The sequence below is a fragment of the Agromyces binzhouensis genome, assembly GCF_042672355.1.
Classification (GTDB): Bacteria; Actinomycetota; Actinomycetes; order Actinomycetales; family Microbacteriaceae; genus Agromyces; species Agromyces binzhouensis.
Genome location: NZ_JBHXVJ010000009.1, coordinates 64,356 through 81,756 on the forward strand (window position 1 = coordinate 64,356; position 17,401 = coordinate 81,756).

16 protein-coding genes and 1 tRNA gene are annotated in these 17,401 nt (G+C 71.3%); 4 read left to right on the forward strand and 13 right to left on the reverse strand.

Annotated elements, in window-relative coordinates; translation table 11 throughout:
- Positions 1 to 15: 15 nt before the first annotated feature.
- The 8 genes from prpB to ACFVHK_RS15410 form a co-directional block, all read right to left on the reverse strand.
- Positions 16 to 915, reverse strand: a complete 900-nt coding sequence (gene prpB, locus ACFVHK_RS15375) for a methylisocitrate lyase (protein WP_376929590.1) — start codon at positions 913 to 915, stop codon at positions 16 to 18.
- An 8-nt stretch (positions 916 to 923) separates the two neighbouring features.
- Complete coding sequence (locus ACFVHK_RS15380; RefSeq protein ID WP_376929591.1) at positions 924 to 2,462, reverse strand: MmgE/PrpD family protein; 1,539 nt, start codon at positions 2,460 to 2,462, stop codon at positions 924 to 926.
- 94 nt (positions 2,463 to 2,556) lie between these two features.
- Positions 2,557 to 3,237, reverse strand: a complete 681-nt coding sequence (locus ACFVHK_RS15385) for a GntR family transcriptional regulator (RefSeq protein ID WP_376929592.1) — start codon at positions 3,235 to 3,237, stop codon at positions 2,557 to 2,559.
- Positions 3,238 to 3,552: 315 nt separating this feature from the next.
- A complete protein-coding gene (locus ACFVHK_RS15390) occupies positions 3,553 to 3,936 on the reverse strand; it encodes an Rv3654c family TadE-like protein (protein WP_376929593.1) in 384 nt (127 codons plus the stop codon).
- Positions 3,933 to 4,241 (reverse strand): TadE family type IV pilus minor pilin, encoded by a 309-nt coding sequence (locus tag ACFVHK_RS15395; protein ID WP_376929594.1) that lies wholly within the window; start codon positions 4,239 to 4,241, stop codon positions 3,933 to 3,935. Before ACFVHK_RS15395 ends, ACFVHK_RS15390 begins: the two co-directional genes overlap by 4 nt.
- Positions 4,242 to 4,257: 16 nt before the next feature.
- Positions 4,258 to 4,503, reverse strand: coding sequence for a DUF4244 domain-containing protein (locus tag ACFVHK_RS15400; RefSeq protein WP_376929595.1), 246 nt, complete (start codon positions 4,501 to 4,503; stop codon positions 4,258 to 4,260).
- 58 nt (positions 4,504 to 4,561) lie between these two features.
- A complete protein-coding gene (locus ACFVHK_RS15405) occupies positions 4,562 to 5,575 on the reverse strand; it encodes a type II secretion system F family protein (protein ID WP_376929596.1) in 1,014 nt (337 codons plus the stop codon).
- The gene (locus ACFVHK_RS15410; protein ID WP_376929597.1) at positions 5,569 to 6,633 is read right to left on the reverse strand and encodes a TadA family conjugal transfer-associated ATPase; all 1,065 of its coding nucleotides are present in this window, start codon (positions 6,631 to 6,633) and stop codon (positions 5,569 to 5,571) included. The genes ACFVHK_RS15405 and ACFVHK_RS15410 overlap by 7 nt, the downstream gene beginning before the upstream one ends.
- Before the next feature lie 588 nt (positions 6,634 to 7,221).
- On the opposite strand from ACFVHK_RS15410, the gene acs reads away from it, so the two are divergent.
- Positions 7,222 to 9,174: an acetate--CoA ligase gene (gene acs, locus ACFVHK_RS15415; protein ID WP_376929598.1), complete on the forward strand. Its 1,953-nt coding sequence runs from the start codon at positions 7,222 to 7,224 to the stop codon at positions 9,172 to 9,174.
- Between the two features lie 74 nt (positions 9,175 to 9,248).
- On the opposite strand, the gene ACFVHK_RS15420 is transcribed toward acs, so the two are convergent.
- Positions 9,249 to 9,719 (reverse strand): RidA family protein, encoded by a 471-nt coding sequence (locus tag ACFVHK_RS15420; RefSeq protein ID WP_376929599.1) that lies wholly within the window; start codon positions 9,717 to 9,719, stop codon positions 9,249 to 9,251.
- Positions 9,719 to 9,946, reverse strand: a complete 228-nt coding sequence (locus ACFVHK_RS15425; protein ID WP_129233419.1) for a hypothetical protein — start codon at positions 9,944 to 9,946, stop codon at positions 9,719 to 9,721. The genes ACFVHK_RS15420 and ACFVHK_RS15425 overlap by 1 nt, the downstream gene beginning before the upstream one ends.
- A 136-nt stretch (positions 9,947 to 10,082) precedes the next feature.
- Between ACFVHK_RS15425 and ACFVHK_RS15430 the strand changes: the two genes are divergently transcribed.
- The 3 genes from ACFVHK_RS15430 to ACFVHK_RS15440 all read left to right on the forward strand — a co-directional run bounded on the left by ACFVHK_RS15430 (position 10,083) and on the right by ACFVHK_RS15440 (position 13,811).
- Positions 10,083 to 12,674 carry a transglycosylase domain-containing protein gene (locus tag ACFVHK_RS15430; protein WP_376929600.1) on the forward strand — a complete coding sequence of 864 codons (2,592 nt, stop codon included), beginning with the start codon at positions 10,083 to 10,085 and terminating at the stop codon, positions 12,672 to 12,674.
- Positions 12,674 to 13,648 (forward strand): metallophosphoesterase, encoded by a 975-nt coding sequence (locus ACFVHK_RS15435; RefSeq protein ID WP_376929601.1) that lies wholly within the window; start codon positions 12,674 to 12,676, stop codon positions 13,646 to 13,648. The genes ACFVHK_RS15430 and ACFVHK_RS15435 overlap by 1 nt, the downstream gene beginning before the upstream one ends.
- 89 nt (positions 13,649 to 13,737) lie before the next feature.
- Positions 13,738 to 13,811, forward strand: a tRNA-Pro gene (locus ACFVHK_RS15440).
- A 68-nt stretch (positions 13,812 to 13,879) separates the two neighbouring features.
- Here ACFVHK_RS15440 and ACFVHK_RS15445 read toward each other — a convergent pair.
- The 3 genes from ACFVHK_RS15445 to ACFVHK_RS15455 all read right to left on the reverse strand — a co-directional run bounded on the left by ACFVHK_RS15445 (position 13,880) and on the right by ACFVHK_RS15455 (position 17,375).
- Positions 13,880 to 15,001, reverse strand: a complete 1,122-nt coding sequence (locus ACFVHK_RS15445) for a DUF418 domain-containing protein (protein WP_376929602.1) — start codon at positions 14,999 to 15,001, stop codon at positions 13,880 to 13,882.
- A gap of 62 nt (positions 15,002 to 15,063) precedes the next feature.
- A complete protein-coding gene (locus tag ACFVHK_RS15450; protein ID WP_376929603.1) occupies positions 15,064 to 16,620 on the reverse strand; it encodes a hypothetical protein in 1,557 nt (518 codons plus the stop codon).
- Entirely contained in the window at positions 16,617 to 17,375 is a 759-nt protein-coding gene (locus tag ACFVHK_RS15455; RefSeq protein ID WP_376929604.1) for a glycosyltransferase family 2 protein, read from the reverse strand. Before ACFVHK_RS15455 ends, ACFVHK_RS15450 begins: the two co-directional genes overlap by 4 nt.
- Positions 17,376 to 17,401 lie beyond the last annotated feature (26 nt).

Consider the following 17,401-nt stretch of genomic DNA (forward strand, 5'->3'; position numbering starts at 1 on the left):
TCTCGGGGCCGCGCCTCAACGCGCGACCGTGAAGTTGAAGATCGAGGTGTCGAAGTGGTTGTAGCCCTCGTAGTCGATGAGCTCGTAGAGGTCGGCCCGGTGCTGCATCTGCGGCAGGAGGCCCGTGAGGGCACCGGCATCCACCAGCTCGTCGAGGCCGCGGTCGGCCGCCCCCATCGCGAGGCGCAGGAGCGAGACCGGCCAGATCACGAGGTTCATGCCGACGTCGGCGAGCTGCTGCACGGTGAAGAGCTCGCTCTTGCCGAACTCGGTCATGTTCGCCAGCAGGGGCACGTCGACCGCGGCACGCATGGCCGCGAACTCCTCGAGCGAGCGCATCGCCTCGGGGAAGATCGCGTCGGCGCCCGCGTCGACGAGCGCCTTCGCGCGGTCGATCGCGGCGTCCAGCCCGTCGACCGCGGCGATGTCGGTGCGCGCCATGATGAGGAAGTTCGGGTCGCGACGGGCGTCGACCGCTGCGCGGATGCGCTGCAGGGCGGTGTGCTCGTCGACGACCTGCTTGCCGTCGAGGTGTCCGCACCGCTTGGGGTTCACCTGGTCCTCGATGTGCAGGCCGGCGAGGCCCGTGTCCTCCATCTCCTGGACGGTGCGCGCGACGTTCATGGGCTCGCCGAAGCCGGTGTCGGCGTCGACGATCGCGGGCAGCTCGGTCATCCGCGCGATCTGCTTCGCCCGGCCGGCGACCTCCGTGAGCGTGGTCAGCCCGATGTCGGGCAGCCCCAGGTCGGCGGAGAGCACGGCGCCCGAGATGTACACGCCGTCGAAGCCCTTGCGCTCGATGAGCCGGGCGGACAGCGGGTTGAACGCGCCGGGGAAGCGGAGCAGCTCGCCGCTCGCGAGGCGCTCGCGGAAGCCGGCGCGCTTGTCGGCCGGGGTGGTCTGTGCGTACAGCATGGGTCCTCCTAGAAGATGCCGCGGGGCGTGTCGAATCGGGCGAGAACGCCGGATGCGGCGACGATGGTGAGCTCGCCGAGCTCGTCGGGGCCGAGCTCGGGGAGTCGCTGGGCGACGTCGAGGAAGCGATCGATCTCCGCCGCCTCGAGGACGCCGTCCGCGAGGGTCCGGAACTTCTCGACGTACTGCTCGCGTCCGAACGGGCGCGCCCCGAGCGGGTGCGCGTCGGCCACGGCGATCTCGTCGACGATCGTCTCTCCACCCTCGAGCGTGATGACGACCCGGCCGCCGAACGCCTTCTCGCCGATGTCGAGCGAGTGGTACCGGCGCGTCCACTCCGGGTCCTCGACCGTGGTGACCCTGCGCCAGAGCTCGACGGTGTCGGGTCGACCGGCGCGCTCGGGCGAGTACGAGTCGACGTGGTGCCACGTGCCGTCCTGCAGGGCGACCGTGAAGATGTACGGGATCGAGTGGTCGAGCGTCTCGCGCGAGGCATCCGGATCGTACTTCTGGGGGTCGTTCGCGCCCGAGCCGATGACGTAGTGCGTGTGGTGCGACGTGTGGATGACGACGCTCGCGATGCGCGACGGGTCGGCGACGAGCACGGGGTGCTCGCGGTGGAGCCTGCGGGCGAGGTCGATCCAGGCCTGCGCCTGGTACTCGGCCGAGTGCTCCTTCGTGTAGGTGTCGAGGATGGCGCGCTTCGCCTCGCCCGCCTCGGGCAGCGGCACCTCGTAGGAGGCGTCGGGCCCGTCGAGGAGCCAGGCGATCACGCCGTCCTCCCCCTCGTAGATCGGCACGGGGCTCGTCTGCCCGCGCATCGCGCGATCCACGGCCTCGACCGCCATCTTCCCGGCGAAGGCCGGGGCGTGCGCCTTCCAGGTGGAGATCTCGCCCTTGCGGGACTGCCGCGTCGCGGTCGTGGTGTGCAGCGCCTGGCCGACGGCCTGGAAGATCGTCTCCCGGTCGAGGCCGAGGAGCGTGCCGATGCCGGCCGCGGCAGAGGGACCGAGGTGGGCGACGTGGTCGATCTTGTGCTTGTGCAGGGAGATCGCCTTCACCAGGTCGACCTGGATCTCGTAGCCGGTCGCGATGCCGCGCACGACCTCTCGACCGCCGAGGCCCCGCTGCGAGGCGAGGTGCTGCGCGACGGCGACGATCGGCGGGATGTTGTCGCCGGGGTGCGAGTAGTCGGCGGCGAGGAACGTGTCGTGGAAGTCGAGCTCGCGCACGGCCACCCCGTTGGCCCAGGCCGCCCACTCGGGGCTCGTGCGGCGGGCGGGCTCGAGCCCGAACACGGTCGCGCCCTCGCCGCCGACGGACACCGGGTGCGCGGTCGCCTGCGCTCGGGCGGCGATGATCGGGCCGCGGGTGAGGGATGCGGCGGCGACGGCGGCGTTGTCGATGACGCGGTTCACGACCATCTCGGCGACCTCGTCGGTCACCTCGACCGGGTCGGCGGCGACCTCGGCGATCTTCCAGGCGAGCTGGTCGGGGCGAGCGAGGTTCTCCTCGCTGCGGTGCACGCGCACGTGGTGGAGCTGCACGGTGGGCCTTTCGGTTCGGTGTTCGCTTCGTTCGTTCGGGAGGTCTTCGGGCGCGGAACGAGCCGGCGGCCGAGTGGGCGAGCGGATGCCTCGCTCACGCGACCCGCGACGCGTCGGTGCCGGGCGGCGCGGCAACCTCGTCGTCGGGGGCGCTCACGAGCGCGTTGGTCAGGCTCCGGTGGAGGTGCACGTGGGTCGCGTGCGAGGCGAGCTCGGCGTCGCCGGCGATGATCGCCTCGACGATCAGCTCGTGCTCCCGCGCGGCGGCGCGGAGCCGCTCGGGGTTGTACCGCGACAGGCGCCGGATGCGCGCCGAGTGCAGCTGGACGCTGCGGAGCGCGCTGCCGAGGAACGGATTCGCCGCCGCGTCGTCGATCGCACGGTCGAGGTCGTCGACGATCTCGAAGTAGCGCGTCAGCCCCTCCTCCCCCTCGCCGAGGAGTCGCGGCGCCTCGCGGAGGCGGTCGCCGATCGCGACGAACGGGGCCTCCGCGCGCCGTCGCGCGGCGAGCCCGGCGGCGCGCGCCTCGAGCGCTTCGCGGAGCTCGTAGAGCGCGACGATGTCGGCTCGCGAGATCGCGGTCACGATCGTGCCGCGAGCCGTGGGCTCGACGAGGCCGTCGGCGGCGAGCCGGCGCAGCGCCTCGCGCACCGGGGTCCGGCTGACGCCGAGGCGGACCGACTGCTCGACCTCCTGCAGGACGGTGCCGGGGCCCAGCACGCCGTCGAGGATCTCGGTGCGGAGCGTCTCGTACGCGCGTTCACCGGCTCGCATGCGACTCCTCCCGCCCTCGTCGTCGACGACTCATGTATACACGGATGCGGTCACTGCCGCAACGAATGTCTGATTCGCGTGCGGATCAGTTACCGCGTCTCGTCGACCTGCGAACTTCGTGTATACATTGAGCGTCAACCCAGCGGAGCCTGCGAGGCGTGCCGCCGGACCGCTCCCCGACGTCGAGTCGGAAGACGTCGACCCGAGCGCCCGGCTGCGTCAGGACCTCGAGCTCGATTCGCTCGACTTCCTCCGGCTGCTGGAGGTCCTCGCCGGTTCGACGGGCGCCTCGACGCCCGGCGCGGCCGGCGCCCGTCACCCCGCCCAGCCGGGTGGCCCCGCGCGCGCGCCCGCCGTCGCGCGGACGGGACCGACCGCGACCTCGACCGAGACGACGGCGACCGGCCCCTCGATCCGGCACCGGACGAGCGTCGCGCCGTTCCGGCGCGCGAGGTCGCCCGCCAGCGTGCACGGCTCACCGGCCACGGCGCCGCTGACGGCGTCGGCGGCGGCGAGGGCCGAGGCGTCTGCGGCGTTCGCGGCAGACTGCGACGCCACGGACGCCCCGAGCACACCCACCGCCGCGACGCCGAGCGCGACCACGGCACCGAGGATCGCGACGGCGAGGACCGTCGCCGCCCCCGATTCCTCGGCGAACCTGCTCGCTCGGCGCGCTCGGTCCGAGAGCCCGCCCGTCACAGCCCGCCCCGCATCGCGCACGACTCGGCGCGGATCTCGAGCGCCGCGAGCACCCCGCCCGGGCGCGTCGACAGGATCGCGCAGACGAACTCCCCGTCGTCGACGATTGTGAGGCCCGCCCCCGGCACCTGCCGCCCCGCGATGCCGGCCGCCGCGTCGACCGGGTCCCCGCGCCCGAGGGCTCGAGCGGCGTCCGCCGCCGCATCCGCGAGTCGGACCTGCAGTGCGACGGCGTGCACCGAGGCGAGCGTCGCAGCGAGCACCAGGGCGATCGCGGGCAGCGCGACGGCGAACTCCGCCGTCACGCTGCCCCGCTCGTGGTCAGCCGACCGTGAGCGCATTCCGCACGAGGTCGGTGAGGATCCCGCGGACCTCGTCTCCGCGCAGGATGACGACGAGCAGCCCGGCGAAGCCGACGGCCGCCATCGTCGCGACGGCGTACTCGGCGGTGGCGGCGCCGCGGTCCCCTGCGAGTCGACGCGCGACCGCGACGACGACGACGCGTGCGCGCGCCCTCCGCGCAGGCACGTCTCGAGCCGGCGGATCGAGTGACGGTTCGTGATGCATGCGGTTCTCCTTCTCTCTGCCGCGCACTGCGGCGACGGTGGCACGAGTCGGGACGACGTCACACGGCACCGCCGAGGGTGCCTGTGACGACCGAGATCATGAGCGGGGCGACGCCGAGCAGCACGAACGCCGGAAGCACGCAGCAGCCGAGCGGGAGCATCAGCCGCACCCCGAGCGTCGCGGCGCGCGCCGCTCCCTGGGCGCGCGCCGCGCCGCGGATGCGACCCGCCTCGGCACGGAGCAAGTCCGCCACGGGCGACCCGGCGCGCTCGGCGAGCCTGACGACGGATGCCGCCTCGCCTGGCGCCGCGGATCCGGGCAGGTGCCGAGCCAACGCGTCGTGCACGATCCGCTCGGCCCTGGCGACCGATGCGCCGCTCGAGAGGGCCATCGCGAGCAGTTCGAGCTCGAGTCCGGCTGCGGGGTGCGCGACCGCGGCCCGCCGGATGAGGGCGCGGTTCCACCGCGCCCCGCACCAGAGCAGCGCCGACCCGGCCGCCAGGCAGCCGAGTCCGATCGGCCCGCCGAGGAGCACGCCGAGCGTGTCGAACCCGAGCAGGGCGCCGAACGCGACGGCGATCAGCGGCAGCGCCGCCACGAGGCGCGCGCTCGCCGCCGGTCCCGCGAGGAGCGCGGCGGCCTCCCGACGGAGTTGGGCCTCGTCGCGCAGGGTCGCGGCGAGCATCGTCAGGCAGCGCGCGAGCGGCGCGCCCGATGCATCCGCGACCGCCCATGCCGCGGCGAGCACGGCCCACGAGGGCGCGACCGCTCCGTTCGACGCTCGGGCCGCGTCGACGGCGTCGGCGACCGACGCGCCGTCGGCCGCCGCCCGTGCCGCGCGTGCGACCAGGGCCGTATCGGCGTCCCGGCCCGCGTCCGGACGTGTCGGGCGGTCTCCGCCGTCCGCCGGTGCGGCGAGCGCGGCCCATGCGGTCGCCGGCGCGAGCCCGGCCGACAGCAGCGCGGCCATCCGCTCGGCGATCCCGGCGACCCGGTCGGGACCGGCCGAGTCGTCCGCGCGCTCGCGTCCGAGGATCCGCGCCGGCACCGCAGGCATCCGGAGGCTCAGCATCCCTCCACCTCCAGCGTGTCGCCGTCGAGCCGGAGCCGGCCGATCCCGGCGACTCGACGTCGGCCGTCGACCCGCTCGAGGTGCACGACGAGGTCGAATGCGCTGACCGCCTGGCGCGCGACCGCCTGAGCCGACATCCCGGTCGTCGCGCCGAGCGCCTCGAGCCGCGCCGGCACGTCGGCGAGCGAGTTCGCGTGGAGCGTGCCGGCGCCGCCGTCGTGCCCGGTGTTCAGCGCCGCGAGGAGATCGCGCAGCTCCGGGCCGCGGCACTCCCCCACGACGAGCCGGTCCGGGCGCATGCGGAGCGCCTCGCGCAGGAGCACGTCGAGCCCGATCCGCCCCGTGCCCTCCAGGTTCGCCTGCCTGGCCTCGAGGGACACGACGTGCGGATGCGCTGGCCGCAGCTCCGCGACGTCTTCGAGGAGCACGATCCGATCGCCGGGGGACGCTTCGGCGAGCAGCGCGCCGAGCAGCGTCGTCTTGCCCGTGCCGCCCGCGCCGGTGATGAGGATGTTGCGACGATCCCGCACCGCGTCGCGCAGCCGACGTTCCTGCTCCGGGCCGAACATGCCGGACCGGGCGAGTGCACCGAGGCTCGCCCCCGCTGCGCGGGGCACCCGGACCGACAGGAGGGTGCCGGAGGCGGACAGTGGGGGGAGCACGGCATGCACGCGGATGCCGTCGCCGAGCCGGACATCGACCGCGGGGGTCGCCTCGTCGATGTGCCGTCCGCCCCGCGCGATGAGGTGCACCGCGAGGGAGCGGACCTCGGCCTCGTCGGCGCGCCAGGCGGGGTGATGCTCCGGTCCGGCGCCGCGGTCGACCCAGAGCCCGCGCCCTCCGTTCACGAAGAGGTCGGTGACGGCGAGGTCGGCGGCGAAGGGTGCGAGCGGCCCGAGCGCGGCGACATCGGCCACGACCGTCGACATCTCGTCTCGCCCGACCGCGGCGTCCGTCGCGTCGGCGGCTCCCGGACCCGTCCGCCCCGGTCCGGGCGGCGCCCATTCCGTCGCGGCCTCGCGCTCCCACGACGGGACGGGGACGAACGGGGCGGGCATGGGGACGACGCTAGGCGCGCGTCGCCTCGTGCCGGGACGGCGGGAGCCGGAGACGAGACGAGCTCCCCACCACGCCGTTGTGGAGGAGAGCTCGTGCTGTCGGCATCCGGGACGCCGCGTTAAAAGAAGGGGGCGGCACCCATTGGGGGGAACAGGTGCCGCCTCGGCAGCGCACGGATTGGGGGGAATCGCGAGCGCTGCAGGCCTCGAATCGAAGTTGTTCGGGCGTACCCAAGTGTATGGGCTGGAGATCCATGCGCAAGTACTTTTTGTCCTCATTTGTGCGGACGCACAGATATCTCGTCGAGATCCTCCAGTTGATGGTCGGATCTCGACGGAATTCGAGGGTGAATCGGACCGCCGGCAACGGTTTCCGCACCTGCCCCGGATCGACCGCAGGGCCTCGGGCGGTTCGAGCGGCGAGATCTCCGCCGCATCGCGCCCCCTCGCGCGGACCCAAGCGTACGCCCGGGAGGACCACCCCCGCACACGACACACGCAGCCAACATCGGGCGGCTGCCGCTATGGTGCTGTGTGGGGCAGGCGACCCGTCATCTGAATACTTCGCGAAGGAGCGATCGCACCACTATGAACGCGCAGATCGATCACGCGCTCGAGGAGATCCGGCGCTTCCGCCCGAGTCCCGAGTTCGCCGCCCAGGCCGTCGCCGACGAGAGCCTCTACGACGCTGCTCGCGCCGACCGGCTCCAGTTCTGGGCCGACCAGGCCCGCACGCTGCTCCAGTGGGAGAAGCCCTTCACCCGCACGCTCGACTGGTCGAACCCGCCGTTCGCCAAGTGGTTCGACGACGGCGAGCTCAACGTCGCCGTCAACTGCCTCGACCGCCATGTCGAGGCGGGGCTCGGCGAGCGGGTCGCCCTCCATTGGGAGGGCGAGCCCGGGGACTCGCGCGCCATCACGTACGCCGAGCTGACCGACGAGGTCAAGCGCGCCGCCAATACGCTCATCGACCTCGGCGTCCGCGAGGGCGACCGCGTCGCCATCTACCTGCCGATGATCCCGGAGGCCGTCGTGTCGATGCTCGCGGTGGCGCGCCTCGGCGCGATCCACTCCGTCGTCTTCGGCGGGTTCAGCGCCGACAGCCTCGCGTCGCGCATCGACGATGCCGAGGCATCCGTCGTCATCACCGCAGACGGCGGCTACCGCAAGGGCCGCGTGTTCCCGTTGAAGCCGGTCGTCGACGAGGCGCTCGAGAAGTCGGCCGGGAGCGTCCGGAACGTGCTCGTCGTCCGTCGCGGCGAGAACGAGGTCGACTGGAACGCCGACCGCGACGTGTGGTGGCACGAGAGCGTCGCGACCGCGTCGAACGAGCACGAGGCGAAGGCGTTCGAGGCGGAGCATCCGCTGTTCATCCTCTACACCTCGGGCACGACCGGGAAGCCGAAGGGCATCCTGCACACCTCGGGCGGCTACCTCACCCAGGCGGCCTTCACGCACCGGAACGTGTTCGACCTGCACCCGGAACGCGACGTCTACTGGTGCACGGCCGACGTCGGCTGGATCACCGGCCACTCCTACGTCGTCTACGGGCCGCTCGCCAACGGCGCGACCCAGGTCCTCTACGAGGGCACGCCCGACACGCCGCACCCCGGCCGCTGGTGGGAGATCGTCGAGAAGTACGGCGTCACGATCCTGTACACGGCGCCGACCGCCATCCGCTCGTTCATGAAGCTCGGCCGGCAGATCCCGCACGAGTTCAACCTGCGCACGCTCCGCCTGCTGGGCTCGGTGGGCGAGCCGATCAACCCCGAGGCATGGATCTGGTACCGACACGTCATCGGCGGCGGCTCGATCCCCGTGGTCGACACGTGGTGGCAGACCGAGACCGGCGCGATCATGATCTCGGCGCTGCCTGGCGTCACCGACCTGAAGCCCGGCTCGGCGCAGGTGCCCGTCCCCGGGATCTCGATCGACATCCTCGACGACGACGGCACCGCCGTCGAGGGCGAGGGCGGAGGCCTGCTCGTCGCCACGGAGCCGTGGCCGTCGATGCTCCGCGGCATCTGGGGCGACCCGGAGCGCTTCAGGGAGACCTACTGGGAGAAGTTCGGCGACAAGTACTTCGCCGGCGACGGCGCACGGCGCGACGAGGACGGCGACATCTGGCTGCTCGGCCGCGTCGACGACGTCATGAACGTCTCGGGCCACCGCCTGTCGACCGCCGAGATCGAGTCCTCGCTCGTCGCCCACCCGTGGACGGCCGAGGCCGCCGTGGTCGGCGCCTCGGACGAGACCACCGGGCAGGCGGTCGTCGCGTTCGTGATCCTGAAGGCCAGCCAGGTCTCGCACGTGAACGACCCGCTGGAGGCCAGCGAGGAGCTGCGCAGGCACGTCGCGACTCAGATCGGCGCGATCGCACGCCCGCGACAGGTGTTCATCGTCAACGAGCTGCCGAAGACGCGCTCGGGCAAGATCATGCGACGCCTGCTGCGCGATCTCGCCGAGGGCCGCGAGGTCGGCGACACGACCACGCTCGCCGACACGTCGATCATGGAGGTCATCAGCGCGCAGTTGCGCTGACCCGTCCGAACGACGGATGCCGCGGCCGGAGGTTCGGCCGCGGCATCCGTCGTCTCGGGGCGTCGCCCGGCGTGCTACGCGAACTCGACGACGAGCTCGACCTCGACGGGTGCGTCGAGCGGCAGCACCGCGACGCCGACCGCCGAACGCGCGTGGCGCCCGGCATCCCCGAAGACGTCGCCGATGAACTCGGACGCGCCGTTGACGACGCCGGGCTGACCCGTGAAGGCCGGGTCGGACGCCACGAAGCCGACGACCTTGACCACGCGGGTCACCCGCTCGAGGGAGCCGATCTCGGCCTCGACCGCCGCGAGGGCGTTCAGGGCGCAGAGGCGCGCATACTCCTTCGCGTCGTCGGCGGGCACGAGGCCCTGGCCGTCGCCGACCTTGCCGGTCGCGGGCAGGGAACCCGCGACGAAGGGCAGCTGGCCGGAGGTGAAGAGCAGGTTCCCCGTCACGACGGCGGGCACGTAGGCGGCGACCGGAGCCGCCACGGCGGGCAGCTCGATGCCGAGCTCGGCCAGCCGATCCCCGACGGCGCCCATCAGGCGTCACCCTCGAACTGCTTGGCGGCCTGTGCGGCTGCGGCCTGGCCGGCGGATGCCGCGGTCGACGACTCGCCTCCGACGGGACGCTTCAGGTACGCCACGAGCCCTCCCTCCGGACCCTGCACGACCTGCACGAGCTCCCATCCCTCGGACCCCCAGTTGTTCAGGATGGCGGCGGTGTTGTGGATGAGCAGCGGGGTGGTGATGTACTCCCATGCGGGCATGGCGACTCCTCGGTGTCGGAACGGGCGGCTATCCTGAGGTTCGAGCCGGCCGTGGGCGCTGCGGCCCCTGCGGCATGCCGGGTATTGCCAGCCTTCCTCAGTTAGGCTCCACTCTATGTCTGCCCAAAATCGAACGATGAGCGATGCCGCCGCGGGAATCCTCGGCTTCGTCGGCATGAGCGCACTCGCCGGCGTGCTGGTCACCGCCGCGGTCACCCCTGCGCTCGCCGTCACGGGCATGGCCGCGAACAACAGCATCAACATGTTCGAGAACCTGCCGGGGTACCTCGAGATCGAAGAGCTCTCCGAGAAGTCGACCGTTCTCGCCAAGAACGGGAACGGCGACTGGATCGAGCTCGCATCCTTCTTCGACGAGAACCGGGAGGAGGTCGCGTGGGACTACATTTCGCAGTACCTCAAGGACGCGGCCGTCGCCGGTGAGGACCCGCGGTTCTACACACACGGCGGCGTCGACATCCAGGGCACCGTTCGCGGAGCGCTGAGCACCGTCATCGGACAGGACACCCAGGGCGGTTCCTCGATCACACAGCAATACGTGAAGAACGTGCTGATCAACAACGGCGTCTCCGAGGCAACGACCGACGAGGAGAAGGAGGCCGCGTACGCCGCCGCCACCGAGGTCAGCGCCGAGCGCAAGCTCAAGGAGATCCGGTACGCGATCTCACTGGAGAAGAAGTACTCGAAGGACGACATCCTGCGGGGATACCTGAACATCGCGCATTTCGGTGGTCGGGTCTACGGCGTGCAGGCCGCAGCGCAGTACTACTTCGGGACGAACGCGCAAGATCTCACGCTCGCCCAGGCCGCAAGCCTCATCGCGATCGTGAACCACCCGGAGAAATTCCGCCTCGATTACCCCGAGAGCGAGTCCAACGGGGCGAACTCGGTCGATGCGGCGGGCGAGGCGACACCGTATGCCGCGAACAAGGACCGTCGCGACTACATCCTCCAAGAGATGCTCAACGAACAGAAGATCACGCAGGAGGCCTACGACGCGGCGGTCGCCGAGCCTGTCACGCCGAAGATCTCTGAGCCGAGCACCGGCTGCGTGACGGCCAAGGGTCACGCCTTCTTCTGTGACTACGTCGCCTGGGACATCCGCAACAAGTTCGATGACCCCGCGACGACCGACATCAACGAGGGTCGCGAGCTTCTGCAGAAGGGCGGCTTGAAGATCTACACCACGATCGACCTCGTCGTCCAGGACGAGGCGATCCTGGCTCTCAACGAGAACGTGCCGAAGGCCGCCGACGGCGTCGATGTCGGTGGCACCGTCGTCAGCGTCGAGGTCGGCACTGGGCGGATCCTCGCGATGGCTCAGAACAAGGACTACTCGAACGACCCCGATGTGCTCGCGTCCGGCAAGAACTACACCGCCGTGAACTACAACTCCGACATCGACTACGGCGGCTCGAGCGGCTTCCAGCCCGGCTCGACCTACAAGGTGTTCACGCTCGCCGAGTGGCTGAAGGAGGGCCACGCCCTCAACGAGTCCGTCGATGCACGGTTCCGTGAGAACTGGGGTTCGTTCAACAACAGCTGCGAAGGCACCATGAGCGGCGATGGCTGGGGCCCGAAGAACGACGACTTCAGCCCCGGCGGGTACTGGACCGCGGTCCAGAACACGATGAACTCGTACAACACCGGCTTCGTCGCGATGGCCAAGCAGCTCGACCTGTGCGGCATCGCGAAGACCGCCGAGTCGTTGGGGGTCCACCGCGCCGACTACGACCCGCTCTCCCAGTTCCCGTCAGCCGTGCTGGGCACGAATGAGATCGCGCCGCTGTCCATGGCGACCGCGTTCGCGGGGATCGCCAACAACGGCACGTCGTGCTCTCCGATCGCGATCGACAAGATCACGAAGCAGGACGGCACCGAGGTTGCACCGCCGAAGTCGGAGTGCAAGCAGGCGCTGACCCCCGAGGTCGCAGCCGGCACGGCGTACGCGATGCGCAAGACGATCGAAGGCGGAACCGCCGCCGCATCGGGTGGTCGCACCAACCCGTGGGTGCCGATGATCGGCAAGACGGGCACCACCGACAACGCCGAGGCCACCTGGATGAGCGGCGCGTCGACGAAGGTCTCGACGGTCGTCGGCGTGTTCAACGTCACCGGGCACGTCAACCTCCGCGACACGTACTTCGACGCCGGCCAGGCCGCGTCGCTCCGGCACCAGATCTGGCCGCGCGTCATGTCGGTGGCCAATGCGCGCTACGGCGGCGGCGACTTCACCGAGCCTCCGTCGTCGATGATGAACGCGCCGCAGGTCTCCGTGCCGGACGTGCTCGGACTCTCGCCCGAGGAGGCCCAGAAGGCGCTCGAGTCGGCTGGGTTCGGATGGCGCATGGACGGCGAAGTCGACTCCGACAAGCCGAAGGGCACGATCGGCGCGCAGTCGCCCGCTGGTGCTGCGAGCCGCGGCGCGATCATCAGCCTCCAAGTCAGCCGCGGCAACGTGTCGGGTCTGCCGAACGTGGTCGGCATGACCGCGGACGAAGCGGAGGACACCCTCAAGAACGCCGGTTTCAAGGTCAACCGACAGGAGCAGGACGTCACTGATCCGTCTCAGGACGGGGTTGTGATCAGCCAGTCCCCGGCCTCCGGCAGCTCCGTGAAATCCGGTGACAAGGTCGAGATCGTCGTCGGCCGACTCGAGATCGGCAACGGAGGCGGTCCCGGCGTGGGCGGGCCCGACCAGGGCGACTGATGGGTCATGGACTGACGCCCGTCGCGCGGATCGCACTCGCGGTCGGCGCGGCGGGCGCCGCCGCGTTCGCATGGGGCACACTCGTCGAGCGACGTCGATTCACCCTCAGGCGCGTCGAGGTTCCCGTGCTGCCCGCCGGCTCCGAGCCGATACGGGTCCTGCATGTCTCCGACCTGCACATGGCGCCGTGGCAGCGCGACAAGCAGGCCTGGATCGCTTCGCTCGCCGACCTCCGCCCCGACCTCGTGATCGATACGGGCGATAACCTCGGTCACCGACGTGGACTGGATGGCGTGCGCCGGGCCTTCGAACCATTCCGAGGCGTCCCCGGCGTCTTCGTCAATGGTTCCAACGACTACTTCGGGCCGGTCGTGAAGAACCCTCTCTCCTACTTCGGAGGCCCCTCGGGCATGGTGACCAGGGCCGAGCGGCTGGACATCGGCGAGCTCCACGCGTTCTTCGGCGAGCTGGGCTGGGTCGATCTCGACAACGCGGCGACGTCCATGGAGATCCGGGGCACCCACCTCGAGTTCTTCGGCGTGGACGACCCGCATCGCGGATTCGACCGACTCGACGTCGTCGCGGCCGCGATCGACGACCTCCGGGCCGACGACGCCTTCGGTGACGACGATTGGCCCGACCGGGGAAGCGGCACACGCGTACGTCCGGCAGTGACCATCGGTGTCACGCACGCACCGTACCGGCGGGTGCTGAACTCGTTCGTGAACCACGGCGCTCAGCTCCTGGTTGCCGGCCACACGCACGGTGGCCAGGTGTGCGTCCCGGGGTTCGGCGCCCTCGTCACGAACTGCGACCTCCCCCGTTCGCAAGCGAGCGGCCTCAGCATCTGGCGACATGGCCTGCGCAGCGCGTTCCTCAACGTATCGGCCGGTCTCGGGACATCGATCACGGCGCCGGTCAGGTTCGCGTGTCCGCCCGAGGCGACCTTGATGACGCTGGTCGCGAGCCCCTGAGCGCGGCGATCCCATCGAACCGCGACGCGAGTCGAGTGGTCGGGAGCCCGCGAAATCTCGGCTATGCTGGTTGAGGCCTTCGGGCCACCCGGGGTGTGGCGCAGCTTGGTAGCGCGCTTCGTTCGGGACGAAGAGGTCGCAGGTTCAAATCCTGTCACCCCGACCGGGAGACCGGTGCCGCATGACGGCCCGGAGTTCGAGCCCCCTCATCGTGAGGGGGCTCGAACCGTCTCACGGCAGTCTCTGACCGGGTTCGTCGGCAGGCATCCGGCTGCGTCCGCTCACCCAGCGGAAGAAGCGCTCCAGCGGGCCGATGCCGACGAATCTCCGCCAGAGCCACGCGAAGGCTGCCAAGCCGGCGACGAGCCCGATCAGCAACGCCCAGGAGTCGTCGGCGACCACGCCGTCCTCCCGGACGTACTTCGCGTTCGCGATCACGACGAGGTGCAGCGTGTACACCGTCAGCGGCATCGCGCCCATCGCCGTGACCGGCGACAGGATCGCTCCGGCGATGCGACGCACCCGCGCGGACGTCAGACCGAGCAATGCGGTCGACGCGGCGACGACGAGCACGCCGACCGCCGTGTTCCCGAGCGTGGAAAGCGAGGCGGCGAGCGGAATGCTCCATGCGGTGGTCTCGGGCATGCCGGCGACGTCCGCCGGCCCGGGAAGGACGTGCGCGAGCGGAAGCGCGAGGACCGCGACGGCTCCGGCGGAGATCGCAGCCCACGCGAGCGTACGTGGCCTCCCGACCCCCGCCCGCGCCAGCCCGAGTCCGATGAGCATCACCGGCACCCAGATGGCGACCGGGTAGGCACCGAGCACGAGCCAGTCGACGAGGATGCCCCAGGGCCCCCTGGCCACTTCGGCGAGGTCGACGTCGCGCGCGGCGAGTTCGACGATCGCTGGCGTCACGGCGAGGAGCGCCGGCCCGAGGAGGAGCGCGAAGCGCCATGGCAGGAACAGCAGCGGCAACATGAGCAGGAACGCGACGCCGTAGACGTCGAGGATGACGAGCACGAGCGGTCGGAGGAGCTCGACCACGACGACGCCCATCGCGATGAGCAGGATCGCGCGGATCGCGATCTGGCGTCTGAGCGTCGTCCGGGCGTACGGCGCGCGCTGCGGTGCGACACCGCCCGTGAGCAGGCCCAGACCGATCCCGGCGGTCAGGGCGAACAACAGCCGCGGACGTTCGTCGGCGACCGCGATGAGGTCGTCCCAGAAGCCGAAGCCGACCACCGGTGCGACGTGTGCAACGAACATGCCGATCAGGGCGATACCCCGTGCGGCATCGACCCCCGCCACCCGCGACGACGCGGCCCGAGCGGGTGGTGTCCGGAGATCGGCCATGCGCCATCATCGCACCCCTTCCGGGGCGTAGCTGCGATCTCGTCGCCCCGGGCGCCGACAGCTCAGGGGCCGGGCGCGCAGACGGTGTAACGGCCGGAGCGCAGCTCGACCTCGCACGCCTCGACGCGGGGTTCCCCCGACCAGATCGTCGGATCGTCGGCCGTCGATTCACCGGCATCGGTCAGGCCGATGTGGGCACCGCCCAGCACCGCGACGCTCACCGCCGCTCCCCACCAGGTCGCGAGACGTTCGGGACCGAGCCGTGCGATGTCGGACCCGACGGCGCGCTGGTCGAGGAGGGTCTCGCCGGTGGCGCCGGGGCGGGTGCCCACGGTCGCGACCCGTCCGACAGTGGACCACGCGAGCGCGACGACGAGGATCGCGGCGAACACGGCGACGGTCGCGCGCGCGAGCATCGAGCGGGACCCGTCCCACACGATGCGGGCAGCCGGAACGACTCCGGCTGCGAGGACCGGGACGAAGGCGAGGACGCCGGGGGCCGGATGGCGGACCCAGGCGGGCGTGTGACGCGACACCAGCCACCACGCGAGGAAGCTGGCGAGACCCAGCGCAGCGACGCCGAGGATGGCGCCGACCTCGGCGCGGCTCGCCTCTGCTCGCCCGGGGTCCGCGAGCAGTGCGGGATCACGACGAACCCGGATCACGGCTCCCACAAGCAGCGCCGAGCCGCCCACCACGACGAGGATGACGACTCCCGGAGCGATGCCCGACGGCAGGTTCCAGGACCCGAACAGGACCCCCACCTTCTCGGCGGGGGTGACGACGTAACCCCGCTGACCGCCCGACAGCAGGAAGTATGCGAAGTCGCGCAGGTTGGCCCAGTAGCCGGCGAACCCGAGTGCGAGGAGCTTCGCGAACTCGAACGCCAGCGTCGGCACCGCGGCCGCGCATGCCGCGACGAGCGCCCGAGGCACGGTGACGCGCAGCCTGGCGAACAGCGGGCCCGATGCATCGAGCAGCACGGCGACGGTGAAGGCGGGCACCGCGAGCAGGGCGATGAACTTGGTCTGGATGGCGAGTCCGACGAGCAGCCCGGCGAGCCAGGGTCGGCGGTGCACGAAGACGAGCGCCCCGGCGAGGAATGCCGCGGCGGTGACCTCGCCGAGCACGTCTGCGGGAGTCTGGATCGGCGAGGGCAACGCGGCCGTCTCGAACGCCAGCGGGACGGCCATCGCCACGAGCGCCGCCCATCGTCCGCCGAGTCGGCGCCCGATGAGGCCGAGCGCGCAGACGAGACCGACGTATCCGAGCGTGGCCACGAGCCGGCCGGCCACGACGGGATCGACACCCAGTGCGACGAGTCCGGCGGTCGGGAGCAGGATCACGGGACCGGTCGAGATCCGCACGTCGAAGGGCGTGAGCGTACTTCCGGAGAGCGTGCCGTCGCTCGCGTACCCCAGTCCGCGAACGAGGTTGAGCGGCACGGTCAGGTTGAGCGCCTCGTCCTCCCAGAGGCGGACGGTCGCGATGCCGGGCACGAGCACGGCGAGGTTGGCCGCCACGAGGCCGACGAGCAGGATCCACCACGCGACGCGCACGACGAGCCCACGCGGGACGGCAGACGCCGCGCCGCGTGCGACGCCCGGGTCCGCGGTCACCGGTCGGCCCCGGGCCGGAGCGACACCTGCCAGAGTTCGACGGCAGCGGCCACCGCGAATCGTCTGAGTCGCTTCGGCGGGAACCTGGGCGGCCGCTCGACCCCCCACATGGTGCCGGTCGCGTTGGTGCCACGACGAGGCAGGCTCGCGACCTCCACGTATCGGACCGCGTACCTCCGCCGGACCTCGGCGAGCGAGAAGTGCACGTGGGGCACGAGCGCGTCGGCAGGCACCGCCTCGACGAGGTCTGCGAGCGGACCGGGGCGGTAGACGCGGAGGGGCGTGTTCACGTCCGGCACTCGGCGACCGACCGCGGTCCACACGACGATGCCCACGCCGAACGTGAGCACCCGGCGGAACCACGGGTCACCCCGGCCGCGTCGAACGCCGTGCACGACGTCGGCCGAGGTGGAGAGGGAGGCCCGCACCGCCCTCGCGAGGTCGGTGCCGTGGAATTGCCCGTCTCCGTCGACGTGGAGCACGAGGTCGGGTGATCGATCGAGTCCGGCGCGGTAGGCGGCGAGCGCCGTGGGGCCATGGCCGCGATTCGCCTCGGCGCGGATCGCCGCGAGTCCGGGCAGTCCGGCCTCGAGCCCGCGCAGCACCTCGAAGGTGTCATCCGTCGATCGGTCGTCGACGACGACGATGCTCAGCCGCGCAGCGAGCGGCGAGAGATGCTCGTCGATCTCCGCGAGGAACTCGGGCAGTCCCTCGGCCTCGTTGTACGCGGGCATGACGACGACGAGATGGTCCACCTGCACACGTCCTCCCGACGTTCGGC